Here is a 25,903-nt window from a genome sequence, read left to right as displayed (position 1 = left end):
GCCGTTTTATCATCTTTTCGAACTGCGATCTCAGTGAGCGGTCAGGCCGCCGGCGGCCTCGTCGCCATCCGGCTTCACCGTCACCTTGGTGTCCTCTTCCCAGACGATCGGCACCGGCTTCTTCACCAGCGCCTTGGCGACGACGTCGTCCAGCCGCGAGACCGGGATGATCTCCATGCCGCCCTTGATCGCATCGGAAATCTCCGTGAGATCCTTGGCGTTGTCCTCGGGGATCAGCACCGTCTTGATGCCGCCGCGGGCCGCGGCCAGCAGCTTCTCCTTGAGGCCGCCGATCGGCAGCACGCGGCCGCGCAGCGTGATCTCGCCGGTCATCGCGACATCGTGGCGGACCGGGATGCCGGTCATCACCGAGATGATCGCGGTGGCCATCGCCACGCCCGCGGACGGACCATCCTTCGGCGTCGCGCCTTCCGGCACGTGCACGTGGATGTCGCGCCGGTCGAACATCGGCGGCTCGATGCCGTAGTTGATCGCGCGCGAGCGGACGTAGGACGCCGCGGCCGAGATCGATTCCTTCATCACGTCACGCAGGTTGCCCGTGACCGTCATCTTGCCCTTGCCGGGCATCATGACGCCTTCGATGGTCAGCAGCTCGCCGCCGACATCGGTCCAGGCAAGGCCGGTGACGATGCCGACCTGCGGCTCGCTCTCGATCTCGCCGAAGCGGTACTTCGGCACGCCGAGCAGCTCTTCCAGAGTCTTCTCGGTGACCTTGACCGACTTCTTCTTGGAGATCATCAGCTCCTTCACCGCCTTGCGGGCGAGTGTGGAGAGCTCACGCTCCAGGTTACGCACGCCCGCTTCGCGGGTGTAGCGGCGGATCAGAAGCAGCAGCGCGTCGTCGTCGATCGCGAACTCCTTGGAGTCCAGGCCGTGCTTGGACACCGCGTTCGGGATCAGATGCTTGCGCGCGATCTCGACCTTCTCGTTCTCGGTGTACCCCGCGATCCGGATGATCTCCATGCGGTCCATCAGCGGCCCGGGAATATTGAGCGTATTCGCGGTGGTGATGAACATCACGTTGGACAGATCGTAGTCGACCTCGAGATAGTGGTCGTTGAACGTTCCGTTCTGCTCGGGGTCGAGAACCTCGAGCAGCGCCGAAGAGGGATCGCCGCGGAAATCGGCGCCCATCTTGTCGATCTCGTCCAAGAGGAACAGCGGATTGGACGACTTCGCCTTCCGCATCGACTGGATGATCTTGCCGGGCATCGAGCCGATATAGGTGCGGCGGTGACCGCGGATCTCGGCCTCGTCGCGCACGCCGCCGAGCGAGACGCGCACGAACTCGCGCCCCGTGGCCTTCGCGATCGACTTGCCGAGCGAGGTCTTGCCGACGCCGGGAGGACCGACGAGGCACAGGATCGGTCCGGTCAGCTTGTTGGCGCGCGACTGCACCGCCAGGTACTCGACGATGCGTTCCTTGACCTTCTCCAGCCCGTAGTGATCGGAGTCCAGGATGGCCTGCGCAGCCTCCAGGTCCTTCTTCACCTTGGACTTCTTGTTCCACGGAATCGACAGCAGCCAATCCAGATAGTTGCGCACGACGGTCGCTTCCGCGGACATCGGCGACATCTGACGCAGCTTCTTCAACTCATGCTGCGCCTTCTCGCGCGCTTCCTTGGAGAGCTTGGTCTTGGAGATCTTCTCTTCGAGATCGGCGAGCTCGTCGCGACCGTCGTCGTCGCCGAGTTCCTTCTGGATCGCCTTCATCTGCTCGTTGAGGTAATACTCGCGCTGCGTCTTCTCCATTTGTCGTTTGACACGAGAACGAATCCGCTTCTCGACCTGCAGCACCGAGATCTCGCTCTCCATCAGGCCCAGCACCTTCTCCAGGCGCGTGGTGACGGAGAGCGTCTCCAGGATGCCTTGCCGATCCGCGATCTTGACCGCGAGATGCGAGGCAACCGTGTCGGCGAGCTTGGCGAAATCGGTGATCGCCTGCACGACGCCGACGACCTCGGCCGAGATCTTCTTGTTGAGCTTCACATAGCTCTCGAAATCGGACACGACCGAGCGCGCCAGCGCCTCCGCCTCGACCGACTTCGCATCGGTGTCGGCGAGCGCAACGGCAGTCGCCTCGTAATAGTCGGCGCGGTCGGTGTATTTCGACACGCGCGCACGCTCGAGCCCTTCGACCAGCACCTTCACGGTGCCGTCGGGAAGCTTCAAGAGCTGGAGCACGCTGGCGAGCGTCCCGGTCTCGTAAATGGCATCGGGCGCCGGATCATCGTCGGACGCGTTCTTCTGCGTCGCGAGCATGATCAGCGCGTCGTTCTTCATCACCTCTTCGAGCGCGCGGATCGACTTCTCGCGGCCGACGAAGAGAGGAACGATCATGTGCGGGAAGACGACGATGTCGCGCAGCGGCAGCACGGGATAGGCGTGCGTTTCGCCATGGACGATGGTTGGCCGGGGTTTGGGATTAGTCATGGCCTTTTCCTTTTGCTTTGCCCCCTTGCACGCAGCCCGCTGATCACGCGCAACCGCCACAAGGTGCCGAGGTGATCCGCAAGACCGGTCGGTCCTTTTGCGAGTGGGACCGGCTCGTCGGATCGGAACTGAGGCGAATCTTGAAGAGAATTTTCGCTCGCCGCCGACATAAGGTGGCTATCGACCCGGGGGGTGTCAAGTCACTGAAAAACGCGCGCCATCAGGCGCTTACGCACGCAATAAGCGACGCGACACCGGCTGCGGAAATATGAGTTCCGCAGCCCACATTGAGGAGACAATTGGAGCGTTCCAGCGCCGCCAGATCAGGCGCTGGCGTTCTCGACGGCGCGATCGGATCGATCGGCGTAGATGTAGAGCGGACGCGCCGTTCCTTCCACCACTTCGCGGGAAATCACGACTTCTTCCACACCTTCCAGGCCCGGCAGGTCGAACATGGTCTCAAGCAGGATCGCCTCGAGGATCGAACGCAGGCCTCGCGCGCCGGTCTTGCGCTCGATCGCCTTGCGGGCGACCGCGCCAAGCGCCTCGTCGGCGAAGGTCAGCTCGATGTTCTCCATCTCGAACAGCCGCTGGTACTGCTTCACCAGCGCGTTCTTCGGCTCCGTGAGGATCTTCTTCAGCGAGGTCTCATCGAGATCCTCGAGCGTTGCCACGACCGGCAGACGGCCGACGAATTCGGGGATGAGGCCGTACTTCAGGAGATCCTCAGGCTCGACGTGGCGGAAGATCTCGCCGGTACGGCGATCCTCCGGCGCGAGAACCTGGGCGCCGAAGCCGATCGAGGTCGACCGTCCCCGTGCCGAGATGATCTTCTCGAGGCCGGCGAAAGCGCCGCCGCAGATGAACAGGATGTTGGTGGTATCCACCTGCAGGAACTCCTGCTGCGGATGCTTGCGGCCGCCCTGCGGCGGGACCGAAGCCACCGTGCCTTCCATGATCTTGAGCAGCGCCTGCTGCACGCCCTCACCCGACACATCGCGCGTGATCGAGGGGTTGTCGGACTTGCGGCTGATCTTGTCGATTTCGTCGATGTAGACGATGCCGCGCTGGGCGCGCTCGACATTGTAGTCGGCGGCCTGGAGCAGCTTCAGGATGATGTTCTCGACGTCCTCGCCGACATAGCCGGCTTCGGTCAGCGTCGTCGCGTCCGCCATCGTGAACGGCACGTCCAGGATGCGGGCGAGTGTCTGCGCGAGCAGCGTCTTGCCCGAGCCGGTCGGACCGATCAGCAGGATGTTCGACTTCGCGAGCTCGACATCGTTGTGCTTGGTCTGGTGGTTGAGGCGCTTGTAGTGGTTGTGCACCGCGACCGACAGGACCTTCTTCGCATGGCTCTGGCCGATCACGTAATCGTCCAGCACCTTGCAGATTTCCTTCGGCGTCGGAATGCCGTCGCGCGACTTGACCAGCGAGGACTTGTTCTCCTCGCGGATGATGTCCATGCAGAGCTCGACGCACTCGTCGCAGATGAAGACCGTGGGACCCGCGATCAGTTTGCGGACTTCGTGCTGGCTCTTGCCGCAGAACGAGCAATATAGCGTGTTCTTGGAGTCGCTCGTGCCGACCTTACTCATTCCTGTCTCCGTCCGCGGTTCGATCCCGTTCCGCTCGATCGCTCCATTCCGGCACGATGGCCAGCATGAAGCTTAAGTAGAGCAAATTCCGTACCAAAAAAGACCCTACGCTTAACTACATTCCGTGCGAATCACGGTCACTCGATTCTCCGCGATCATAGCCGATCAATCGTAGCCAACCATGCTGTCACCCGACTATCAAGAATTCGCTAATCGGGGGTCGCCGGCTACCCGTGACAATACCGTGATTTCCGGACTTGGCACGGGCCAAAGTGATCGAAATCACCCCGGCGTTGCGGGATTACCACGAAAAACAAGCACGAAAGCGGAACTTCCTGCTTGTGGCAGCGCGCAAAACCACGTTTTGCGACGCGCGCACCCGCGCCGACCCGAGGGATCGCCGTGATGACCCAGTAGTGCTACGGGGCTTTCGCCGGCGCCGGCTCCTCGGCGCGCTTGTCGATGACCTTGTCGACCAGACCGAACTCCTTGGCGTCATTCGCGGTCAGGAACTTGTCGCGTTCCAGCGCATCCTCGATCGACTTGTAGGTCTGGCCGGTGTGCTTCACGTAGATCTCGTTGAGCCGCTTCTTCAGGTTCAGGATTTCCTGGGCGTGCAGCATGATGTCGGTGGCCTGGCCCTGGAAGCCGCCGGAGGGCTGGTGCACCATGATGCGCGCGTTCGGCAGCGAGAAGCGCATGTCCTTCTCGCCGGCGGCGAGCAGCAGCGAGCCCATCGAGGCCGCCTGCCCCGTGCAGAGCGTCGAGACCGGCGGGCGGATGAACTGCATGGTGTCGTAGATCGCAAGGCCCGACGTCACCACGCCGCCCGGCGAATTGATGTACATCGAGATTTCCTTCTTCGGATTTTCCGCCTCGAGGAACAAGAGCTGCGCGACGATCAGCGTCGACATGCCGTCCTCGACCGGGCCGGTCACGAAGATGATGCGCTCCTTCAGGAGGCGCGAGAAGATGTCGTAGGCGCGCTCGCCACGGTTGGTCTGCTCGACCACCATGGGCACGAGTTGCATGTAGGCTTCAACCGGATCGCGCATGAGTCACCTAGGGTTTTTCGGAGACGGACATCGCCGGGCCTGGCTGCCAGTTTGGCTGGATGCGCCGGAAGGGCGGATGGACGTCCCGTGATGCAGGAACTTGGGTAAGTGGTAGAACGCGTAGCGACAGATATAGCCCAATTCGCGCCTGACAAGTGCGGAGCGCATTAAGGCTTAATCCGTCGGGGAGTTGAAGCTGATTCGCACAAAGAGGCCCAGCCGGCCATCTGGCTAGCTGGGCCTCTTTGCCGATCATCCTTAATAGATGGCTGCGTCAAATCCTTCAGGCTGCGGTCTTTTCCGCGTCGTCGTCCTTGTAGAGATCCTCGCGCGAGACCTTCTTCTCGGTCACGTTGGCGAGCTCGAGGATGAAGTCGACGACCTTGTCCTCGTAGATCGGCGCACGAAGCTGGGCCAGCGCCTGGGCGTTGTTGCGGTAATAGTCCCAGACCTCCTTCTCGCGGCCGGGCATCGAGCGCGCGCGCTCGATCACGGCGCGGCCGACCTCGTCGTCGGTCACGGTGATCTTGTTCTTCTCGCCGATCTCGGAGAGCACGAGGCCGAGCCGCACGCGGCGATCGGCGATCTTGCGGTACTCTTCCTTCGCCTTGTCCTCGGTGGTGTCCTCGTCGGCGAAGGTCTTGCCGGCGGAATCCATCTCGGCCTTGACCGAGTTCCACATCAGATTGAACTCCTCGTCGACCAGCGAGGGCGGCGCCTCGAAGCGATGCGCCTCGTCGAGCCGGTCGAGCAGCGCGCGCTTGACGCGCTGGCGCGTCGCGGTGGCGAACTCGGCAACCAGGCGCTCGCGCGCGGCTTCCTTGAGCTTGTCCAGCGATTCCAGGCCGAGCGACTTGGCGAACTCGTCGTCGATCGCGAGGTCCTGCGGCGCCTCGATCAGGGTCGCTGTGGTCTCGAACTCGGCGGGCTGGCCGGCCAGCTTGTCGTTCATGTAGTTCTTGGGGAACGACACCTTGAGCGTGCGCGTCTCATTGGCGCCGATGCCGACGAGCTGCTCCTCGAAGCCCGGGATGAAGGTGTTGGAGCCGATCAAGACCTGGATGCCCTCGCCGGTGCCGCCCTCGAAGACTTCGCCGTTGATGCTGCCCTTGAAGTTGATGGTGACGCGGTCGCCCGAGGCGGCCTTGGCGCCCTCGCCCTTGGCGGCATAGGTGCGGTTGGAATCCGCAATGCGCTTGATCGCCTCGTCGACGTCGGTGTCGGAGACGTCGGCAACGGGCTTCTCGACCTGGAACGTCTTGAAGTCGGCGAGCGCGATCGCCGGCACCACCTCGATCGCGACCGTGTAGGTCAGATCGGTCTTGCCGCTCAGCAGCTCCTCGACGTCCTTCTGTTCCGTCGGCATGGTGATCTTCGGCTCGGTCGCGAGACGGAAACCGCGCTCGGAGAACAGCTGCGTGTTGGTGTCGCGGATGGTCTGGTCGATGGTTTCGGCCATGACCGAGCGGCCGTAGACCTTCTTCAGGTGCGAGACCGGCACCTTGCCCGGACGGAAGCCGTTGATGCGGACCTTGTCCTTGAGGTCGACGAGCTTGGCACCGGCCTTGGCATCGAGATCAGACGCGGGAACGCTGATCTTGAACTCGTGCTTCAAACCTTCCGAGAGGGTTTCTGTGACCTGCATGGCGTCCAATCTTCTTTTCGTTCGGTCCCGGCACGTCGCGCGTCGGGACGCTGTCATTAATCGATCCGGCGCGAGGCAAACGCCTCGACGCCGGTGGTTCATCGGACCGGCTCCAGACGGATGATCATCCGCGCGGAAGCAGGTCTCGTAATCCGTGCAAACGCGATAAGCGCTTGGTGCGGGCGGAGGGACTCGAACCCCCACAACTTTCGTCACTGGAACCTAAATCCAGCGCGTCTACCAGTTCCGCCACGCCCGCGTGAATTTGCATCAAGACCGGCCGCGATGCCGCGGGCGGCCGGGCTTATAGCATGTGCTTGACTGTTCGCAGCAAAAAAATGGCCTGATGGAGGCAGGCTACAAGTAGGCACGATGGCTGGACTTATCCAGCGCGGCGTGGTCCGGATCACGCCATGACAACGCGGATCTTTGCCCCACATCGGCGCGAGGTTTTGGCAGGCCTCGGAGCCTCGGCAGCCGGGCTGATCGCCGGCGGCGCAGCCCCGTTCGTGACGGCCCAGCTCGCGCTGCAGGCGAGGCCGGCAACGCTGGCTCTGAAACCCGGTCAGCCGGCTACACCGATCTGGGAGCTGGCCGCCGTAAGTCATCTCAGGGACGTTCGTCTCAAGCGCGGCGACCGCTGCGAGGTGGTGTTTCGGAACGACCTGCCTGTACCACTTGCGCCGGTCTGGTACGGCCTCAATGCGGCGACCGCGACCGACCCGCTGCGGGGGCGTGCGCCCGCTGCGCCAGACACGACCGAAACATCAATTATTTCAATACCAAGCGCGGGAACCCTGCTGGCGGACTTCCGTCTCTTCGAGGGCGGCCTGAAGCAGCCCGCACGCCCGCTCCCGATCATCGCGGAAGAGACCAGCCGGGTTGCCGTCGACCGCGACGAGGTCCTGTTGATCGAGGAATGGCGCCTGCGGCCGGATGGCACCGCGGTCCCGCCGGGCCAGGACCCAAAGGACACGACACCGCTCTACACCGTCAATGGCAAGACTTCATTCGAACTCTCAGCCACAGCCCATGAGCGATTGCGGCTGCGCTTTATCAACGGCTCCCAACGTACTGTTCTGGCGATCAAATTGGAGAGCCACGAGGTCCGGGTCATGGCCCTGGACGGACAGCCGGCCGAGCCGTTCCCCGCGCGCAACGGCGCGGTGGTGCTGGCTCCCGGCGCGCGAGCCGACGCGTTCGTGGATACGGCCATTTCGGCCCCATTCCTGCTCCACGACGGCAAGGAGGCCCGCCAGGTCGGAAGCCTCACCATCTCGGGAAAGCTGGAGCGCGCGCCGCTGTTGCCGCCGCAGCCGCTCCCTTCAAACGATCTTCCCGAGAAGCTCGACCTGAAAGGCGCCCTGCGGTTCGATGTCGCGCTTGGTCCAGCCGATGCCGGCTGGGCGCGGCCCGCAAGCTTCTCCACCGCCTCTGCCCCCGCCTTTCGCGCCAGGGCCGGCCGCACCGTTGTGCTGGCCCTGAAGAACCCTGCCCCGATCACCACCGTATTCCACCTGCACGGCCACCCGTTCCGCCTGCTCGACAAGCTCGACGACGGCTGGAAGCCCTACTGGCTCGACACGCTCGCGATCGAGCCCGGCCAGACCCAGCGCATCGCGTTCGCCGCGACCGCGCCCGGCCGCTGGCTACTCGAATCCGTCGTGACCGACTGGGCCGCGCCGCGGCTGGTGCGCTGGTACGCGGTGGAGTGAGACGCCTATTGGCGCCTCCAAAGATAGCGAGCGTCGGGCACCTTCTCCTCGTTCCGCGCGCCATCGGTCTGCTCGACCAGCGCGAATCCACGTGCTTCATAGAAGCTCCGCGCCGGCGCGTTGCGCTGGAAAGTCCAGAGCTCGAGCCGATTGCAGGCCGCTTTGGCGACGTCGAGGAGTTCGGTGCCGACGCCGCGCCCCTGCGCGGCGGGAAGCACGTAGAGCTGCTCGATCCAGCCCTCACGGAAAGCAATGATCCCGTTCAGCACTTCGCCGTGGAAGCGTCCCCATACGCGGCACGTCGGGAAGACCCGCTCGCGATAGAACCAGCGGTCCTCCTCCGGCGTGTGCAGCCCAACGAGCCACGGCATCGCCTCGTCGAACGCGATCCGATGGACCTGCGCCGCCGCGCCCATATCGGTGAGCGCGAGCTGCCTGAGCACTAGTACTCCACCCCCAGCGCATCATAGATCCGCCGGAACACCGCCGGCAGCGTCTCGGTCAGGTCTTCCGCGATCAGGCCGGGCCCCGCCTCGCTTGCCGCCTCGCCGTGCATCCACACACCGATGCTGGCGGCTTCGAACGCCGGCACGCCCTGTGCCAGGAGCCCGGCGATGATCCCGGAGAGCACGTCGCCGGCACCGGCGGTGGCGAGCCAGGGCGGCGCGTTGGCGGCGATGGCGGCACGGCCGTCGGGGGCGGCAACGGTGGTGTCCGGGCCCTTCAGGAGCACGACGGCGCCGGAGCGCTCGGCGGCGGTGCGGACGCGCTCGAGCTTGGAGCGGCCGGGATGCTTGTTGCTGAGGTCGGAGAACAGGCGCGGAAACTCGCCTTCGTGCGGGGTCAGCACCACCGCATTGTCCTGCGAGGACTTGATCGACTCGAACAGGCGCTCGGGGGTTGCCGCAAAGCTCGTCAGCGCATCCGCGTCCAGCACCAGATGCCGCTGCGCTTGAAGTGCAGTGTGGACCATGTCGCAGGTGCGCTCGCCCACCCCCGCGCCGGGGCCTATGATGCAGGTATTGTAGCGCTTGTCACCGAGCAGCTCGCCGAACTCGATCGGGCTGTCGACGGGGCGGACCATCACCGCAGTCAGCGCGCTCGCATTGATCGCGAGCGCATCGCGCGGGCTGGCCAGCGTCACGAGGCCAGCACCGGCGCGCAGCGCCCCGCGAGCCGCCAGCCGCGCCGCGCCGGTCGCGGCCGCATCGCCGGAGACCGCCAGCACATGACCGCGCGCGTATTTGTGGCCGTCGATGCGCGGCACCGGAAAGGCCGCGCCCCAGAGGTCCGGATCGTTCTCGAAGGTCCGCGGCGCGATCTCGTCCAGCACCTGCGCGTCGATGCCGATGTCGGCGACGCGCACGCGGCCGCAATGCACGCGCCCGGGCAGCAGCAGATGCGCCGGCTTCTTGCGGAAGAAGGTGACGGTCTCGGTGGCGTTCACCGCCACGCCCATCACGGCCGCGCTGGTGCCGTTGATCCCGCTCGGCAGGTCGACCGCGAGCACCGGGGCGCCGTTGGCGTTGATCGCCTCGATCATCTCCCGCGCCTCGCCGTCGACGTGGCGGCTGAGGCCTGCGCCGAACAGCGCATCGATGATCAGCGCCGGCCTTCCGATCGCCTGCGGATTGAACGGGAGTACCGGGTGCTTCCAGCCCCGCGCAGCCGAGGCCGCATCGCCCTGGAGCTGGTCGCGCTCGCACATGAGGATCACCGAGACCTCGCGCCCCTGGGCGGCGAGCTCGGCGGCTGCGACGAAACCGTCGCCGCCATTGTTGCCGGGGCCGGCGACGATCAGGATCGGCCCCTCCTCCACCAGCGCATGGGCGGCCTCGGCGACCGCCTGACCCGCGCTCAGCATCAGCTTGAAACCGGGCGTGCCGGCCGCAATGGCGAGCTGGTCGGCCCGCTGCATCTCGGCGTTGCTCAGAACTTCCATGCCACTTCCTAGTACAAACGCCTCTTCAACAGGCATCTTCCGTGCCGATCCGACCGCGGGGACATCGATTTGCATATATATTGAACCGTTTGCCTATTTCGTAGTCTTCGGTATTTTGTGCAGGTCGGCGCCACACCCAGGGATGCTCGTTAAAAGGCTGATAACGCTCCAATAATCAGGGCATTTGCAACTTGGCATAGACCCTGCTTTCGAGGAAGCCGCTTCGGTTTGCCGTGCTCACTGGCATCTTACAGGGTGTGGCCGGCCGTCGTTGCCGGACTGGTCAGGGATCCCGGCATAGAGAAGACAAGATCGTGCGTTGAGAAATGCGCATCCTGACGAAGACGTTGCTATTTGATCGAAAGGCCGGGAGTCGCGCAGTGAAGAAAATCGAAGCCATCATCAAGCCATTCAAGCTCGACGAGGTGAAGGAAGCGCTTCAGGAAGTCGGTCTTCAGGGCATCACTGTCACTGAGGCCAAGGGCTTTGGCCGGCAGAAAGGGCATGCCGAACTTTACCGCGGCGCAGAATACATCGTCGACTTCCTGCCGAAGGTCAAAATCGAGATCGTGATCGGTGACGATCTGGTCGAGCGCGCCATTGACGCGATCCGCCGCGCCGCGCAGACCGGCCGCATCGGCGACGGCAAGATTTTCGTCTCCAACATCGAAGAGGCGATCCGCATCCGAACCGGCGAATCCGGGCTGGACGCTATCTGAGCCGGGTGCTATCCCGCATTTTGCGACACTCCGACAAGAAATAAGGCTGCTTCGGCGGCCTGATTTCGTTTGTGCGGTCGCGCGCGAACTCGCCAAAAGCGAGAAAAATTTTGCTCACCTGGAAACCGACCCGCAGAGCCATAAGGGGTATGCATGAAGACCGCCAAAGACGTCCTGAAATCGATCAAGGACAACGACGTCAAGTACGTCGACCTGCGCTTCACCGATCCGCGCGGCAAGTGGCAGCACGTCACGTTCGACGTCAGCATGATCGATGAAGACATCTTCGCCGAAGGGACGATGTTCGACGGCTCCTCGATCGCCGGCTGGAAGGCGATCAACGAGTCCGACATGTGCCTGATGCCCGATCCGGTGACCGCGACGATCGACCCGTTCTTCGCCGAGACCACCATGGTGATCACCTGCGACGTGCTCGAGCCGACCACCGGCGAGCCCTACAACCGCGACCCCCGCGGCATCGCCAAGAAGGCTGAAGCCATGGTGAAGTCGATGGGCGTGGGCGACAGCGTGTTCGTCGGCCCCGAGGCCGAGTTCTTCGTGTTCGACGACGTGCGCTTCTCCTCCACTCCCTACAACACCGGTTTCCGCCTCGACTCCTCGGAGCTGCCGACCAACTCCGACACCGAATATGAAGGCGGCAATCTCGGCCACCGCGTCCGCACCAAGGGCGGCTATTTCCCGGTTCCGCCGCAGGACAGCGTGCAGGACATGCGCTCGGAAATGCTCGGAGCCATGGCCAAGATGGGCGTCAAGGTCGAGAAGCATCACCACGAGGTCGCTTCCGCCCAGCACGAGCTCGGCATGAAGTTCGACACGCTGACGCTGATGGCCGACCATCTCCAGATCTACAAATACTGCATCCACCAGGTCGCCCACATCTACGGCAAGACCGCCACCTTCATGCCGAAGCCGGTCTACGGCGACAACGGCTCGGGCATGCACGTGCACCAGTCGATCTGGAAGGACGGCAAGCCGGTGTTCGCCGGCAACAAGTACGCCGACCTGTCGGAGACCTGCCTCAACTACATCGGCGGCATCATCAAGCACGCCAAGGCGATCAACGCCTTCACCAACCCGTCGACCAACTCCTACAAGCGTCTGGTCCCGGGCTATGAGGCGCCCGTGCTGCTCGCCTACTCCGCGCGCAACCGCTCGGCCTCCTGCCGCATCCCCTACACCGCTTCGCCGAAGGCCAAGCGCGTCGAGGTGCGCTTCCCCGATCCGCTCGCCAACCCCTATCTCGGCTTCGCCGCGATGCTGATGGCCGGCCTCGACGGCATCAAGAACAAGATCGATCCGGGTCCGGCGATGGACAAGGACCTCTACGACCTGCCGAAGGAAGAGCTGAAGCAGATCCCGACGGTGTGCGGCAGCTTGCGCGAGGCGCTCGAGAATCTCGACAAGGACCGCGCCTTCCTGAAGGCCGGCGGCGTGTTCGACGACGACTTCATCGACAGCTATATCGAGCTGAAGATGACCGAAGTCGAGCGGTTCGAGATGACCCCGCATCCGATCGAGTTCGACATGTACTATTCGGGCTGAGCAGCCCGAACTCCCTGCGACAGGCAAAAGGCGCTTCCGAAAGGAAGCGCCTTTTCGTTTTGCGGAGTCGTAGGATGGGTAGAGCCCTTGCGAAACCCATCATCTCACCCCTTGCAGGGATGATGGGTTTCGCTTCGCTCTACCCATCCTACCCGACCATTACCACGTCGCGGTGAATGCCCGCTGCAACTCGGCCGGCACCGTCACGCCGCTCGCGATCAGCAATTGGGCGAGCACACGCGCCTTCTGCGGATTGAGGTCCTCGGACACAACGAAGCCGTTCTTGTCGTCGTCGACCTCGACGTTCCTTGTGACGAAGCCGGATCGCACCCGCGTGGAGCGGACGACGAGGATGCCCTGCTTGGCCGCCGCTTCGAGCGCATCGAGCGCCGGCTTGGACGTATTGCCGTCGCCGACGCCGGCCAGCACGATGCCCTTGGCGCCGTGCGAAATAGCGTCCTCGATGGGAACGGCATCCATGTTGGCGTGCGAGTAGACGATCGCGACCCGCGGCAATTGGTCGCCTGCCGGCAGCTGATAAGTCGCACGCTTGACGCCCGCAGCCTGGGTCATGAAACGGATGCCGCCGGCGGTGTCGACGTAGCCGATCGGTCCGTCATTGGGCGAACTGAACGTCTCGATGCTCGTGGTGTTGGTCTTGGTGACCGAGCGGGCGCCTTGAATCTTGTCGTTCAGCACGGCTATGACGCCCCGCCCGCGCGAGCGCGGATCGGCGGCGACCTGCACCGCCTCGTAGAGATTGCCGGGACCGTCCGCGCTGATCGCCGTGGCCGGTCGCATCGAGCCGACGATCACCACCGGCTTGTCGCCGCGCACCACATTGTCGAGAAAGAACGCGGTCTCCTCCAGCGTATCGGTGCCGTGAGTGATGACGACTCCATCGGCTTCATTCTTGTCGAAGGCGTCCTGGATGCGGCGGGCCAGCGCAAACCAGACCTTGTCGTTCATGTCCTGGGATCCAATCGACGAAATCTGCTCGGCGTTCAGCTTGGCAAGCTTGTCCAGGCCCGGCACCGACTGCATCAGCTGCTCGCCCGTGATCTGGCCGGACTTGTAGGCGCCGGTCGCGCGCGGGTCGGCCTGGCCTGCGATGGTGCCGCCGGTCGCAAGCACGAGGATCCGGGGCAGATTGGCGACAGGGGTGTCCTTGCCCGGCTCTGCGGCCCGCGCCGTTTCGCCGATCGGCCACGAACAAAGTGCGAAGGCGACCAGCGGAACGGCAAGCATGAATGTCCGACGTTGGCGGCCTGGTGGGCTAACGGCGTGCTTGGTCATCGAATGTTTTCTCCCGTTTAAGTAGGCATCAACATTCGACACGCCCATTTGGGCGAAGATGGGTCGTCCTCACAGCTTTCCGCTACGGGTTGTTGGGCCGCGGCATGAAATGGTCGAGCAGGCCGGTCGGGAGCGGAAACACCACGGTCGACGACCGTTCACCGGCGATGTCGTGCAGAGCCGCGAAGTAACGCAGCTGCATTGCCTGAGGCTCCTGCGCCAGGATCCGGCCGGCTTCGACGAGCTTTTCGGCGGCCTGCTGCTCGCCCATCGCATTGATCACCTTGGCCCGCCGCAAGCGCTCCGCCTCAGCCTGTTTGGCAATGGCGCGAACCATGGTTTCGTTGATATCGACGTCCTTGATCTCGATACTGGTGACCTTGATGCCCCAGATATCGGTCTGCTTGTCGAGGATCTCCTGGATATCGGCGTTCAACCTGTCGCGCTCGGCAAGCATCTCGTCGAGCTCGTGCTTGCCGAGCACCGAACGCAACGTGGTCTGAGCGAGCTGGCTGGTCGCCGCCATGTAGTCACCGACCTTGATGATGGCGCGCTCGGGGTCGACGATGCGGAAGTACAGGACGGCGTTGACCTTGACGGACACGTTGTCCCGCGAAATCACGTCCTGCGGCGGCACGACCTGCACCATCACCCGCAGATCGACCTTGACGAGTTGCTGCACGATCGGGACGAGGAGGATGAGGCCCGGGCCCTTCACACCGGTGAAGCGGCCGAGCGTGAAGATGACGCCGCGCTCGTATTCGCGCAGGATTCGAATGGCCTGGGATAGAAACACGACGACAAGCAGCGCAAGCGCCGCATACGTCAGATATTCCAGCATCATGATGTACCTCCCTCGCCTGTCCGGGCGGGTGTGCGGCGTATCAGCAGCGTCAGGTCGATGACGTTGGCGACCTCCACCGTCTCTCCGGGCTTGAACGTCTCGGCGCCGCGCGCCTGCCAGCGCTCACCATGGGCGAACACATGACCTTCGTTCCCGTTCCAGTCGAGAACCTCGGCGGGCAAGCCGCGCATGGCCTGTGCGCCGACCAGCGCGGGAGCTTTGCGGACGCGCCGAAGCGAACCAAGCACGATCAGAGCAAAGCCGCCGAACACGACCGCAGTGGTGCCGATCACCCACCACGACAGTTGGTAACCGGGCGCCTCGCTCCTGAAAAGCATCATTGCTCCCAGCACGAAAGCGATGATCCCTCCGAAGCCGACCACCACGGTCGGGTTGAAGGCTTCGACGGTGAGAAGCACGAGCCCCACCAGCATCAGGGCGAGGCCGGCATAGTTGATCGGCAGCAGATTGAGCGCATAGAGGCCGATCAGCAGGCAGATCGCGCCGACGACTCCGGGAGCGACGGCTCCGGGAGACATGAACTCGAAGATCAGGCCGTAGATGCCGACCATCAGGAGAATGAACGCCACGTTCGGGTCGGTGATGACCGCCAGGAAGCGGGATATCCGTCCGGGCTCGACGGCTTCGACGGCAGCATCCTTTGTCACGAGGCGTTGCGTCTTGCCGCCGGCAAGCTCCACCACACGGCCATCAACCTGCCGCAGCAATTCAGCCTGGTCGCGCGCGACGAGATCGATGGCATGTGCCTCCAGCGCGCCGTTGGCAGTGAGCGTTGCAGCCTCGCGGACCGCCTTCTCTGCCCAGTCCGCATTGCGGTTGCGCAGCTCGGCGAGGCTGCGGATGAAGGCGACGGCATCGTTCGTGGCCTTCGCCGTCATCGCGTCCTTCGGCTCGTCCTTCTTGTCTTTGCCATCCTTGTCGGGTGTGCCGCTCGGCAGGCCCGGAAGCGGCCCGCCAATCTGGACCGGCGTCGCCGCACCGATATTGGTGCCCGGTGCCATCGCCGCGATGTGGGTCGCATAAAGGATATAGGTCCCGGCACTCGCCGCGTGGGCGCCCGAGGGAGCAACATAGCCGATGACAGGGACGGGCGAGCCGAGCACATCCGCGATGATCTCGCGCATGCTGGAGTTGAGCCCGCCGGGGGTGTTCATTCTCAGAAGCACGACCTCGGCGCGCCGTTCGCTCGCCGTGGCCAAAGCCTCCCGCACGTAGCTGGCCGACGCCGGGCCGATGGCGCCGTCGATCGAAACGATCAGTGCAAGCCGCCGGCCGCTCTCCTCCGCTGAGCTGGGAAGGAGGCAGCAGGTCAAAGCCACGACGGTGATCGCCGCAACGAGGGCCGCCTTCATGGTCTGCACGGCAAGGGCTCCCTTGCAGAGCATATGGTGTTGCTCTCGAGAACCTCAATGCTGCGCGAGACCAGCGTTGCGATTGTGCAACGCAATGGGAATGCCCATGCGGGATGGCGATGTGATCGGCTGAGCGGAGTCAGTGGCGGACCATGCCGACGGCTGATCCGCCTGCACCAAAGCGCTGTTACCGCGTTACCCTCAGGCCGTCCGCTCCGATTGCGCCGAACGTGCTCGTTATGATCTCGCTGGTCGGCTGCATGCCGCCGAGCGACCAGTGCGAAGGCTCCTGCTCCTCGATCCTGACCCAGACGTTGCGGCGGAATTCCGGATTGCCCTGCCCTTCGACCTCGACCAGGACGTCGGTGACGCGTTCGAGCAGCGCCTTCTTCTGGGCCGCATCCAGGATGCCGCGCACGGTGGAAATGGTGACGTAAGGCATGTCTCTCTCCTTTGATGTCATGTGATGACGGCCGCAGATTGGACCGGACAGCGCCGGCGAGGCAGCGGCGGATAAGACAGAGATCGGGCAATTTCCGCCATGCGCCGCGCGGACCGATCGGATAGCATCGCGGCACCGGTCCGGAGGTCCCATGAAGCTCGCAATTCTCGCGCTGGAAGGTTGCATGCATTCGGCAATCGCTGGCGTCGCTGACATCCTGTCGCTCGCCAATCACGTGATGCAGCAGAGCGGCGCGAAAGCCCGCCTCACCTGCCGGACGCTTTCGCTCGACGGCAAGCCCGTGCGCGCCGGCGGCGGCCAGATGGTCGCGGTCGACGGCGCGATCGACAAACGCGGCAGCTTCGACGCGATCATCGTCCCCGGCAACCTCGTCGATCACGTCACGGCGGAACGGCTGCAGCCGCAATACGCCCGTGCCGGCGCCTGGCTCCGGCAGCAGCACGCAAATGGCCGCCTCATCGGCGCATTTTGCAGCGGTGTCTTCCTGCTTGCCGGCGCCGGCCTGCTCGACAACCGCCGCGCCACCATCACGTGGTGGCTGCAAAGCGAGCTCAGGCGACGCCATCCTACGATCGACCTCGCCCCCGACGCCGTCATCACGGTTGCGGACCGCATCGTCTGCGCGGCCGGCCCGATGTCGTGGGTCGACCTCCTGCTCAGGCTGGTCGAGATGATCGAAGGCAGGCAGATCGCAAAGTTGTGCGCGGACTACGTCGTCATCGACACCGCCCAGCGCACCCAGTCGATCTTCATGCCCGTCGGCTATCTGCTGTCGCAGGACCCGCTGCTGACCAGGGCGGACCTCCTGGTTCGCCGCGCCGGCAAGGTCCCGATGACGGTCAAGCGCCTTGCCGGCGCGCTCGGCCTCAGCGAGCGTACGCTGAACTGAAAATTCCAAGAGCTCACGCACGAGCCGCCGCAATCCTTCATCATGCGTCGCCGTGTCGAGCAAGCGCGCACGCTGCTGGAGACGACGACGCAGCCGATCAAGACCATCGCGCGTGCCGCCGGCTATGAGGACGAGAGCAGCTTTCGCAAGGCGTTTCGCAAGCTGACACTGATGTCACCGCAAGCCTATCGCGCGCGACGGATGGAGCGGGCGGTGTGAGGCGCCGCTTGGCGCAGCAGCGCCGTCAGCTTTCGTTCTGCATCTGACTCCACTTCGTTCTCAAAGAACAAATCGGAGCCGCGAAAATCGGAGCGGACCAATTCCTACTGATTGGTTTATTCGCCCAGGATTTTCGAAGCTATTGGCGCCGATCTCGTGCCCCGGATGCAGCGCAGCGTCTCTTTGAGCGCTGCCGAGCGGGGCCCATGTCGCAACAGTGCGCAGGTCGATGCTGGGTCCCGGCTCTGCGCAGCAACGCAAGAGCGTTGCAGCGCGTCCGGGACACGAGCGTGCCTACGCCGCCGCCTTTTGCCGCTCGACCAGGGCTTCGCCAAAGGCCTCGAACAGCTTGCGGTTGATCGGATTGTGCTGCGGGTCGTACTCCGCATGCCATTGCACGCCGAGCGCAAAGGTCGGGGCCTCCGCGATGCGGATCGCCTCGATGGTGCCGTCCTCGGCGACGCCCTCGATCAGCACGCGCTTGCCGGGATCGAGAATGCCCTGGCCGTGCAGCGAATTGACCCGGATCTTCTCGCAGCCGAGGATCTTTGCGAAGGTACCTCCCGGTGTCAGATCGACATCGTGACGGTCGGCGAACACCACGGTCGGATCGGGATGGATCTCGCCGTTCTCGAGCCGGGGCATGCGGTGGTTCATCCGGCCGGGGATCTCGCGGATCTCGGGATGCAGCGAGCCGCCGAACGCGACGTTCATCTCCTGCAGGCCGCGACAGATGCCGAACAGCGGGATGCCGCGAGCGACACAGGCGACCGAAAGGGCCAGCGCGACCTCGTCGCGGTGGATGTCATAGGGCTCGTGCTTCTCGCAAGGATCGACGTTGAAACGGGTCGGGTGCACGTTGGCGCGGGCGCCGGTGAGGATGATGCCGTCCACGGTATCGAGCAGCGCCGCGATATCGGTGATGTCAGGGGAGCCTGCAAACATCACCGGCAAGCCGCCGGAGACCTCGGCCACGGCGCGCAGGTTTCGCTCGCCGACCATCTGGACCTGAAATCGATTTTCGACGCGATGGGAATTCCCGATCACGCCGACGACCGGCTTTCTCATCTGTCGTTCCGCGCCTCCCAGTAACAAGATTCTTCAAACATGCCCCTGCGATGGAACAAATTCAACAGAAGGGATCGCGGGACGGCAATGCTATTTTCGCGCAAATGCCCGGCCTGGAGGCCCCCTCGGCAGGCCGGGCGGGCGGCTACGCCGATCGGTCGGAGGGGGGCCTAACGACCCGCGGCGACGACGAGGCGCGCCAAACCGGCGCGCGCCGCGCTTGATCCCCGGCAGGATTTCGCGAAAAAGTGCGTCGGCGCCGCCTCCCTCGAAAAGGACCTCATGTGACGATTCCCAGAGATGAACGCTCCCGCACCCGCAGCGACCTGGCTCGGGATCAGGCCTGGGCGATTTCCGTCGGAGGCATCGGCGTCGTGCTGTTCACCGCGCTGCTCGCTTTCACCTGGTATTTTGCGGCCACCCTGCTGCTGATCTTCACCGGCATGCTGCTCGGCCTCGGCCTCAACGCGCTGGTCAATGCGCTCGGCCGCCGGGTCCACCTGCCCCACACGGTCCGGCTTGCGATCGTCTGTGTCGCGCTCGCTTTGCTTCTGGCAGGCATCGCCTATCTCGGCGGCGCCACCATTGCCGAGCAGGCCTCGGTGCTGAGCAAGACCATCAAGTCGCAGATCACCAATGTCAGGTCCTTCCTCGAGAACCACGGCATCGACACCAGCTTCTTCGATCTCGGCAACGCCGCCTCGGACGCCTCGACCAACCCGTCGTCGGAGGCGACGCCCGCGCCGGCTGCGCCCTCGCGCGGTCCCTTGCCCGGCGCCGGCGCGCTCGCCTCCAGCGGCGGGGCGATCGTGAGCCAGACGCTCAAGCTGCTGCTCGGCACCATTCACGGCGTGGGTAACATCTTCATCGTGCTGTTCCTCGGCCTTGCCTTCGCCGCCCAGCCCAGCGTCTATCATGACGGCCTGCTGTTCCTGGCACCGGCAAGGCACCGCACGCGTGTCGCGCTCTTCATCGACCGTACGGCCGAGACGCTGGAGCGCTGGCTGATCGCCCAGATCGTCGTCATGATCGCGGTCGGCGTCGTGACCTGGATCGGGCTTGCCGTCATCGGCATCCCCCGGCGCGTTCATCTTAGGGATTCAGGCGGGCCTGCTCGCCTTCATCCCGACCGTCGGAGCCATCATCGCCGGCGTCATCGTGGTGCTGGCGAGCCTCGCCTCGGGCTGGATCCCCGCTTTGTCGGCGTTTGTGCTCTTCATGGGCGTCCACGCCATGGAAAGCTACGTGCTGACGCCGATCCTGCAGCGGCAGGCGCTGGACATCCCGCCGGCCACGCTGTTCGCGTTCCAGATCCTGCTCGGCGTCGTGTTCGGCATCTGGGGCCTCGCGCTGGCGCTGCCGCTGGTCGCCATCGCCAAGGTCATGATCGACCATTTCAAGACGTATGAGGCGCCGCCTCTGGCGGAGGCGGCGTAGAGCATGATGAGATCAGGTTCGAATGTCGCAACGAGGGAGGTGTACCCCCTCCCCCGCTTGCGGGGGAGGGTTGGGGAGAGGGTTTCTCCGCAATCGAGAACCCCCAAGAGGCAAGAGGAGAGAGCCCTCACCCGGCGCGTTGCGCCGACCTCTCCCGCGAGCGGGAGAGGTGCACCGAGCCCGGGGCCGCTTGATTCAACCTAAGCCCATCCGCTCTGACTATCAGGTCGTGAGCACGGTCTCGGTGTGCTCGACCTCCGGGGGCGCGGCAAAATACTGGCCGACCAGGCCGCGCCATTCGGTGAAATTCTCCGAGCCGCGGAAATCGACGGTGTGGTTCTCCAGCGTCGCCCACTTCACCATCAGCCGGTAGCGCTGCGGCTTCTCGATCGACTTGTGCAGCTCGAAGCCGTGAAAGCCCTTGGCGCGGCCGAAGGCTGCCTTGGCCTTGGCGACGGCCGCCTCAAAGTCCTTCTCGCTGCCCGGCTTGACGTCGATTTGCGCGATCTCGGTGATCATCGGTTTTCCACCCTTTTGTTGATGGCCGTGTCTACCGCAGACAGCGACAAAGAAAAAGGCGCCGAAACGGCGCCCTGCCCGGCCTGGACATGCAGGCCTGTCAGGCGAACAGCAGGACCGTGCCCCCGACGATCAGCGCACAACCGACGAACAGCGCGAGCGGCCAGTAGCTGCGCCCCTGCGTGTAGCGGCCCTGCGCGCGGCGCTCGGTGATCAGCGCCGTCTCGTATTCATCCGCGGTCGAGAACAGACAGGCGAAACCGCCGCGTGCCGAGGCCGCGGCGGCTTCGAGCGACATCAGGGTGGCTTGCGGATTCTGTCGACGGATCGATTCCATATCGGAATGATATGGGATCGAATGGTAAACAGAAGATTACCGCAAGGCCCCGCGGCTCAGGCGGTGGCCGGACGCGCCTGCGATGCGCCGGTTCGCGCCGCGCTTTGGCGGCGCCAGTTCTCCAGCGACAATGGCAGCTCCTCGGCCGCCTCGACGCGGTTACGGCCGCCGCGCTTGGCCTGGTAGAGCGCGGTATCGGCCGAGGCCAGCAGCACCTCGAGCTCGGTACCGGCCGGACCGCCGGCGACGCCGATGCTGACGGTGGTGTCGACCGGACCTTCATCGACCACGACGCCGGAGGTCTCGAACGCCTCGCGCACGCGCTCGGCGACCAGCACGCCCTCCTCCAACGAACACGGCAACAGCGCCGCGAATTCCTCACCGCCGATGCGGCCCGAGAGGTCGGAGATGCGCAAGTTGCTGACCACGACGGTGGAGAACAGTTTCAGCATCTCGTCGCCGGCGGGATGGCCGAAGCGGTCGTTGATCGACTTGAAGTGGTCGATGTCGAAGATCATCACGGTCACCGGCCGTCCGGCCTTGGCCTCGCGCTCGATCACGCGCGCACAGGCCTCCGAGAAGCCGCGCCGGTTGAGCATGCCGGTCAAAGGATCCGTCGACGCGGCGGTCCGGTGCGCGGTGACGGTGCGTTCCGACACCAGCATGAAGATCACGAACACGGTACCGACGGCATAGAGTATGAGCTCGACCGCGAACACGGTGACCCAGATGCTCGACGAGAAGCCGGCATCATGCGGGCGCAGGAAACTGCCGATCAGAATCGGCAGCATCAGCACGCAACCATGCATCGCCGGCATCACAAAGGCCGGCCAGCGTCGTTGCAGGCTCTTGCGCCGTTCGGTCCAGAGCTCGCTCGCGGTCAGCGCCGCATAGACCGAGACGATGCCGGCACCGACGAGCATGCGCAGCATCGATGCGGTGGGATCGAGCAGCGTCGCAGCAGTGACCCAGGCGAGCGCGCCGAGCACGAGGCCGGGCCAGTTCGGTTTGCGGCCATGAAAGACGCGCGCCGCGTTCCACACCATGCCGCAGGCGACGAAACCGACGGCGTTCAGCGCAAGGTAAAGATGGGGGCCCAGCCTGTCGCCCGCCGCGGTCCACAGCGCGACGGAGGCGGCACCGAGGAGATAGGCGGTGCCCCACCATTTCAGCGCCGGGCTGTTCTCCTGCTTGCCGAAAAACACCATCATGGCGCCGAGCAGTGCGGCAACCATGGTGGCGACCAAATAGAGCGTGATGCTATCGAGCGACATCATGTCGGCCCCCTCTAAAACATAGCAGTTACGCGATCGGCCCAGCCGATTTGCGCGCCCTTCCATGTGCGACGCTATGTCCCGCGGGTTCCATTCAGGTTTTCGCGCGAGCCCAATTTTTCGGGAAACACGCCATCAATTTGCATACAAACGAACAACAAAAAGGGCGCTGAAATCAGCGCCCTTTTGCATCTCATTGAAGCCGCTTTCGCGGCGAATGCGACAGAAGCGATTAACGCTTCGAGAACTGGAAGGACCGGCGGGCCTTGGCCTTGCCGTACTTCTTGCGCTCGACCACGCGGGAGTCACGGGTGAGGAAGCCGCCCTTCTTGAGCACGGAGCGCAGCTCCGGCTCGAAATAGGTGAGCGCCTTGGAGATGCCGTGACGGACCGCGCCGGCCTGGCCGGACAGGCCGCCGCCGGCGACGGTGCAGATCACGTCGTACTGGCCCGAACGCTGGGCCACCGAGAACGGCTGCTCGATCATCATGCGCAGCACGGGACGGGCGAAATAGACCTCGACCTCGCGCGCGTTGACGGTGACCTTGCCGGCGCCCGGCTTGATCCACACGCGGGCGACCGCGTCCTTGCGCTTGCCGGTGGCATAGGCGCGGTTGAACTTGTCGACCTTCTTCTCGTGCTTGGGCGCCTCGGGCGCCGCCGCCGTCTTGAGCTGCGAGAGCTGGTCGAGCGACTGGATGGATTCGGCCATGTTATGCGGCCCTCGTGTTCTTGCGGTTCAACTTGGCGATATCGATCTTCTCGGGCTGCTGCGCCTCGTGCGGATGATCGGCGCCGCCGTAGACACGGAGGTTGCCCATCTGCACGCGACCGAGCGGACCACGCGGGATCATGCGCTCGACGGCCTTCTCGAGCACGCGCTCGGGATGACGGCCCTCGAGGATCTGGCGCGCGGTGCGCTCCTTGACGTGGCCGACGTAACCGGTGTGCTTGTAGTAGGTCTTCTGCTCGCGCTTGCGACCGGTGAGGACCGCATGCTGCGCGTTGATGATGATGACGTTATCGCCGCAATCAACGTGCGGAGTGTAGGTCGGGAGGTGCTTGCCGCGCAGGCGCATGGCAACGATGGTGGCGAGACGGCCGACGACCAGACCCTTGGCGTCGATCAGCACCCACTTCTTCGTCACCTCGGCCGGCTTTGCCGAAAAGGTTTTCATGTCAGAGTTTCCGTGGACGGGGAGACATCGGCGCGAACACCGCACCGGACTGCGCGGGTTTCTAGAGAAGAGAGGCGCAACGGTCAATGTCCCGGAACGGAAATTATACCTATAAAATCAATGGCATAAAAATATGGTGCTATATTACCTGCGAAAAGCTCAAATATTTGGAATGGAATAGGTCGAGGTGACATGGGCGATCGGGTCGGCTGACGTGCCGGACAATAGGTTCACCTCCCCGACTGCCAGGCGCTTGCCGAGCTTGAGCAGCCGGGCCTCGGCCAGCACATCCTGCCCGGGCTGGCCCTTGCGCAGGAAGTTGATGTTGAGATTGGTGGTGACCGCGAGCCCGATCGGCCCGATCGCGGACAGCAGCACCACGTACATCGCGAAATCCGCGAGCGCCATCAGCGTCGGGCCAGACACGGTTCCGCCCGGCCGCAGCATCCTTTCGCTGTAGCGCTGGCGCAAAAGGCTGGTCTGGCCGTCCGCGCTCTCGATCGTGATGTCGTCACCGCTGAAGGCCTGGGGAAATTCATCACGGAGGAACTGCTCGAGCTCCGCCACGCTCATTTTCGCTAACGCCATGCCGTTCCCCACCCTCGCTTCGCTGGCCCTGTTACATTAAGTTATTGGTGTCATCCAATTGCAATCATTTAGCGGAAATCGCGTCAATGACCGTCCAGGCCGCCCGCGCCCCCTCCCCGCAACCACAGATCCTGCTGCGCGAGATCGTCGGCAGCGTCGCCGTGCTCACGCTGAACCGACCGGCCGCGCGCAACAGCCTTTCGGAGGCGATGATCGGACAGCTGCATGCGAGCCTTAACGCGATCGCGGAAGACAAGCACATCCGTGCGGCCGTCATCGCAGCCAACGGCCCCGCTTTTTCCGCCGGCCACGACATGAAGGAACTGACCGCGCGCCGCACCGATCCGGATCGCGGCCGGGCTTATTTTGCGCAGATCATGACGGCGTGCAGCGCCATGATGCAGGCGATTGTGCGCCTGCCCAAGCCCGTGGTCGCTGCCGTCCAAGGCATCGCCACCGCGGCGGGCTGCCAGCTCGTGGCAAGCTGCGATCTGGCGATCGCCTCGGAGGCGGCGAGCTTCGCCACGCCCGGCGTCGACATCGGCCTGTTCTGCTCGACACCGATGGTGGCGCTGTCACGCAACGTCCCGCGCAAGCAGGCAATGGAGATGCTGCTGACGGGTGAGCCGATCCCAGCCGCACGCGCCCGCGAGATCGGCCTCGTCAATCGCGTGGTCGCCGCGGGTACCGAACGCGAGGCTGCGATCGCATTGGCGCAACAGGTTGCGTTGAAATCCGCCTACACCATCAAGCTCGGCAAGGAGGCGTTCTATCGCCAGGCCGAGATGAGCCTTGCAGATGCCTATCGCTATGCGGCAGAGGTCATGACCGAGAACATGATGGCGCGCGACGCCGAGGAAGGTATCGGCGCCTTCATCGAGAAGCGCACGCCGACATGGCGGGACGAATAGTCAACTCCTCATTCTGAGGAGCCGCGGAACGCGGCGTCTCGAAGGATAGAGGCCCGACTGCGGCTTCATGGTTCGAGACGCGCGTGCCGCGCTCCTCACCATGAGGGTCAGAGAAAGAAAAAGATGAACCACGACGCCTATCCCGACAACTACATCCGCGGCATCCTCAACAGCGTGAAGTCGATCGCGATGGTCGGCGCCTCGCCGGTCAACGTGCGACCGAGCTATTTCGCGTTCAAATATCTGGCGCAGCGCGGCTACGACATGATTCCGGTCAACCCCGGCCATGTCGGCAAGGAGCTGCTCGGCAAGCCGTTCGTCGCTTCGCTCTCGGACATCGGCCGTCCCGTCGACATGATCGACATCTTCCGCAATTCCAGCCACATCATGCCCGTCGTCGAGGAGGCACTCACGCTCGATCCGCTGCCGAAGGTGATCTGGATGCAGCTCGGCGCGCGCGATGATGCCGCGGCGGCGAAAGCGGAATCGGTCGGTATCAAGGTGGTGATGAACCGCTGCCCCAAGATCGAATATGGCCGCCTGTCGTCCGAAATCTCCTGGATGGGCGTGAACTCGCGCACGCTCAGTTCAAAGCGGGCGCCGGTGCCGACGCAGGGCATGCGGCTGTCCCTCAATCGGATGAGCGTCGGTGGCGGCGACACCGCAGCATCGGATCGCGCCGCCAAGAACAAGACCGAGCAGGGCTGACGCAATCCGCGAAGGATTCGTTTCGCGAACGCGACAATGCGTAGCAAGATCGTTCCGGTGTAATGCGGCGCCTTGACGGCGCGCGCCCCGCCCATCAGCATGCCGCGCGAT

The 25,903-nt window shown here is 64.2% G+C and carries 23 protein-coding genes, 1 tRNA gene and 2 pseudogenes; 8 read left to right on the top strand and 18 right to left on the bottom strand.

The genetic code is table 11. From position 1 onward, the window contains the following. Positions 1–30 precede the first annotated feature (30 nt). From lon to CVM73_RS14775, 5 genes are all read right to left on the bottom strand, one after another. Positions 31–2,454 carry an endopeptidase La gene (lon, locus tag CVM73_RS14795; protein ID WP_100232763.1) on the bottom strand — a complete coding sequence of 808 codons (2,424 nt, stop codon included), beginning with the start codon at positions 2,452–2,454 and terminating at the stop codon, positions 31–33. 323 nt (positions 2,455–2,777) lie between these two features. Further along, a complete protein-coding gene (clpX, locus tag CVM73_RS14790) occupies positions 2,778–4,049 on the bottom strand; it encodes an ATP-dependent Clp protease ATP-binding subunit ClpX (protein WP_008547851.1) in 1,272 nt (423 codons plus the stop codon). Between the two features lie 419 nt (positions 4,050–4,468). Then, on the bottom strand, positions 4,469–5,104 hold the full coding sequence (locus CVM73_RS14785) for an ATP-dependent Clp protease proteolytic subunit (protein ID WP_100232692.1): 636 nt from the start codon (positions 5,102–5,104) through the stop codon (positions 4,469–4,471). 283 nt (positions 5,105–5,387) lie between these two features. Then, positions 5,388–6,749 carry a trigger factor gene (tig, locus tag CVM73_RS14780; RefSeq protein ID WP_100232691.1) on the bottom strand — a complete coding sequence of 454 codons (1,362 nt, stop codon included), beginning with the start codon at positions 6,747–6,749 and terminating at the stop codon, positions 5,388–5,390. Positions 6,750–6,923: 174 nt separating this feature from the next. Continuing rightward, positions 6,924–7,008, bottom strand: a tRNA-Leu gene (locus CVM73_RS14775). Between the two features lie 154 nt (positions 7,009–7,162). Between CVM73_RS14775 and CVM73_RS14770 the strand changes: the two genes are divergently transcribed. Further along, positions 7,163–8,464: a multicopper oxidase family protein gene (locus CVM73_RS14770; protein WP_100232690.1), complete on the top strand. Its 1,302-nt coding sequence runs from the start codon at positions 7,163–7,165 to the stop codon at positions 8,462–8,464. A gap of 5 nt (positions 8,465–8,469) precedes the next feature. Here the strand turns inward: CVM73_RS14770 and CVM73_RS14765 are convergent, their stop codons facing one another. Together CVM73_RS14765 and CVM73_RS14760 are read right to left on the bottom strand one after the other, a co-directional pair. After that, on the bottom strand, positions 8,470–8,907 hold the full coding sequence (locus CVM73_RS14765; protein ID WP_208639203.1) for a GNAT family N-acetyltransferase: 438 nt from the start codon (positions 8,905–8,907) through the stop codon (positions 8,470–8,472). Then, positions 8,907–10,406: an NAD(P)H-hydrate dehydratase gene (locus CVM73_RS14760; protein ID WP_167406834.1), complete on the bottom strand. Its 1,500-nt coding sequence runs from the start codon at positions 10,404–10,406 to the stop codon at positions 8,907–8,909. The genes CVM73_RS14765 and CVM73_RS14760 overlap by 1 nt, the downstream gene beginning before the upstream one ends. 380 nt (positions 10,407–10,786) lie before the next feature. Between CVM73_RS14760 and CVM73_RS14755 the strand changes: the two genes are divergently transcribed. Both CVM73_RS14755 and glnA read left to right on the top strand, forming a co-directional pair. Next, positions 10,787–11,125 carry a P-II family nitrogen regulator gene (locus tag CVM73_RS14755; RefSeq protein ID WP_007603495.1) on the top strand — a complete coding sequence of 113 codons (339 nt, stop codon included), beginning with the start codon at positions 10,787–10,789 and terminating at the stop codon, positions 11,123–11,125. A 153-nt stretch (positions 11,126–11,278) separates the two neighbouring features. Beyond that, entirely contained in the window at positions 11,279–12,688 is a 1,410-nt protein-coding gene (gene glnA, locus CVM73_RS14750; RefSeq protein ID WP_100232689.1) for a type I glutamate--ammonia ligase, read from the top strand. Between the two features lie 159 nt (positions 12,689–12,847). Here the strand turns inward: glnA and CVM73_RS14745 are convergent, their stop codons facing one another. The 4 genes from CVM73_RS14745 to CVM73_RS14730 all read right to left on the bottom strand — a co-directional run bounded on the left by CVM73_RS14745 (position 12,848) and on the right by CVM73_RS14730 (position 16,643). After that, positions 12,848–13,936 (bottom strand): asparaginase, encoded by a 1,089-nt coding sequence (locus CVM73_RS14745; protein ID WP_245452301.1) that lies wholly within the window; start codon positions 13,934–13,936, stop codon positions 12,848–12,850. Between the two features lie 130 nt (positions 13,937–14,066). Continuing rightward, positions 14,067–14,828 (bottom strand): slipin family protein, encoded by a 762-nt coding sequence (locus CVM73_RS14740; RefSeq protein WP_100232687.1) that lies wholly within the window; start codon positions 14,826–14,828, stop codon positions 14,067–14,069. Then, positions 14,825–16,210 carry an NfeD family protein gene (locus CVM73_RS14735; protein WP_100232760.1) on the bottom strand — a complete coding sequence of 462 codons (1,386 nt, stop codon included), beginning with the start codon at positions 16,208–16,210 and terminating at the stop codon, positions 14,825–14,827. The genes CVM73_RS14740 and CVM73_RS14735 overlap by 4 nt, the downstream gene beginning before the upstream one ends. A gap of 178 nt (positions 16,211–16,388) precedes the next feature. After that, on the bottom strand, positions 16,389–16,643 hold the full coding sequence (locus CVM73_RS14730) for a tautomerase family protein (protein WP_100232686.1): 255 nt from the start codon (positions 16,641–16,643) through the stop codon (positions 16,389–16,391). 151 nt (positions 16,644–16,794) lie between these two features. On the opposite strand from CVM73_RS14730, the gene CVM73_RS14725 reads away from it, so the two are divergent. Both CVM73_RS14725 and CVM73_RS40930 read left to right on the top strand, forming a co-directional pair. Beyond that, positions 16,795–17,553, top strand: coding sequence for a DJ-1/PfpI family protein (locus tag CVM73_RS14725; RefSeq protein ID WP_245452300.1), 759 nt, complete (start codon positions 16,795–16,797; stop codon positions 17,551–17,553). Positions 17,554–17,568: 15 nt separating this feature from the next. Continuing rightward, a pseudogene (locus CVM73_RS40930) lies at positions 17,569–17,772 on the top strand (helix-turn-helix domain-containing protein); the annotation flags it as partial. 294 nt (positions 17,773–18,066) lie between these two features. Here CVM73_RS40930 and CVM73_RS14720 read toward each other — a convergent pair. Continuing rightward, the gene (locus tag CVM73_RS14720) at positions 18,067–18,840 is read right to left on the bottom strand and encodes a gamma-glutamyl-gamma-aminobutyrate hydrolase family protein (RefSeq protein WP_100232685.1); all 774 of its coding nucleotides are present in this window, start codon (positions 18,838–18,840) and stop codon (positions 18,067–18,069) included. Positions 18,841–19,124: 284 nt separating this feature from the next. Between CVM73_RS14720 and CVM73_RS14715 the strand changes: the two are divergent. After that, positions 19,125–20,277 (top strand): annotated as a pseudogene (locus CVM73_RS14715) (AI-2E family transporter). A 222-nt stretch (positions 20,278–20,499) separates the two neighbouring features. On the opposite strand, the gene CVM73_RS14705 reads toward CVM73_RS14715, so the two are convergent. From CVM73_RS14705 to CVM73_RS14680, 6 genes are all read right to left on the bottom strand, one after another. After that, positions 20,500–20,796 carry an antibiotic biosynthesis monooxygenase family protein gene (locus CVM73_RS14705; RefSeq protein WP_080136963.1) on the bottom strand — a complete coding sequence of 99 codons (297 nt, stop codon included), beginning with the start codon at positions 20,794–20,796 and terminating at the stop codon, positions 20,500–20,502. A 100-nt stretch (positions 20,797–20,896) separates the two neighbouring features. After that, entirely contained in the window at positions 20,897–21,133 is a 237-nt protein-coding gene (locus tag CVM73_RS14700; protein ID WP_100232684.1) for a hypothetical protein, read from the bottom strand. A gap of 56 nt (positions 21,134–21,189) precedes the next feature. Then, on the bottom strand, positions 21,190–22,410 hold the full coding sequence (locus tag CVM73_RS14695) for a GGDEF domain-containing protein (protein ID WP_100232683.1): 1,221 nt from the start codon (positions 22,408–22,410) through the stop codon (positions 21,190–21,192). Between the two features lie 229 nt (positions 22,411–22,639). Further along, positions 22,640–23,119, bottom strand: coding sequence for a 30S ribosomal protein S9 (rpsI, locus tag CVM73_RS14690; RefSeq protein ID WP_027559530.1), 480 nt, complete (start codon positions 23,117–23,119; stop codon positions 22,640–22,642). 1 nt (position 23,120) lies between these two features. Continuing rightward, a complete protein-coding gene (rplM, locus tag CVM73_RS14685) occupies positions 23,121–23,585 on the bottom strand; it encodes a 50S ribosomal protein L13 (RefSeq protein WP_018642440.1) in 465 nt (154 codons plus the stop codon). 159 nt (positions 23,586–23,744) lie between these two features. Beyond that, the gene (locus CVM73_RS14680; RefSeq protein WP_100232682.1) at positions 23,745–24,173 is read right to left on the bottom strand and encodes a PaaI family thioesterase; all 429 of its coding nucleotides are present in this window, start codon (positions 24,171–24,173) and stop codon (positions 23,745–23,747) included. Between the two features lie 86 nt (positions 24,174–24,259). Between CVM73_RS14680 and CVM73_RS14675 the strand changes: the two genes are divergently transcribed. Both CVM73_RS14675 and CVM73_RS14670 read left to right on the top strand, forming a co-directional pair. Continuing rightward, positions 24,260–25,084, top strand: a complete 825-nt coding sequence (locus tag CVM73_RS14675; protein WP_100232681.1) for an enoyl-CoA hydratase — start codon at positions 24,260–24,262, stop codon at positions 25,082–25,084. Positions 25,085–25,207: 123 nt separating this feature from the next. Beyond that, positions 25,208–25,792 carry a CoA-binding protein gene (locus CVM73_RS14670; RefSeq protein ID WP_100232680.1) on the top strand — a complete coding sequence of 195 codons (585 nt, stop codon included), beginning with the start codon at positions 25,208–25,210 and terminating at the stop codon, positions 25,790–25,792. Positions 25,793–25,903: the final 111 nt, after the last annotated feature.

This window comes from Bradyrhizobium forestalis (assembly GCF_002795245.1).
In the GTDB taxonomy this organism is placed as follows: Bacteria; Pseudomonadota; Alphaproteobacteria; order Rhizobiales; family Xanthobacteraceae; genus Bradyrhizobium; species Bradyrhizobium forestalis.
Note: the sequence above shows the minus strand (reverse complement) of the source record. Positions and strands in the feature narration are given on the sequence as shown.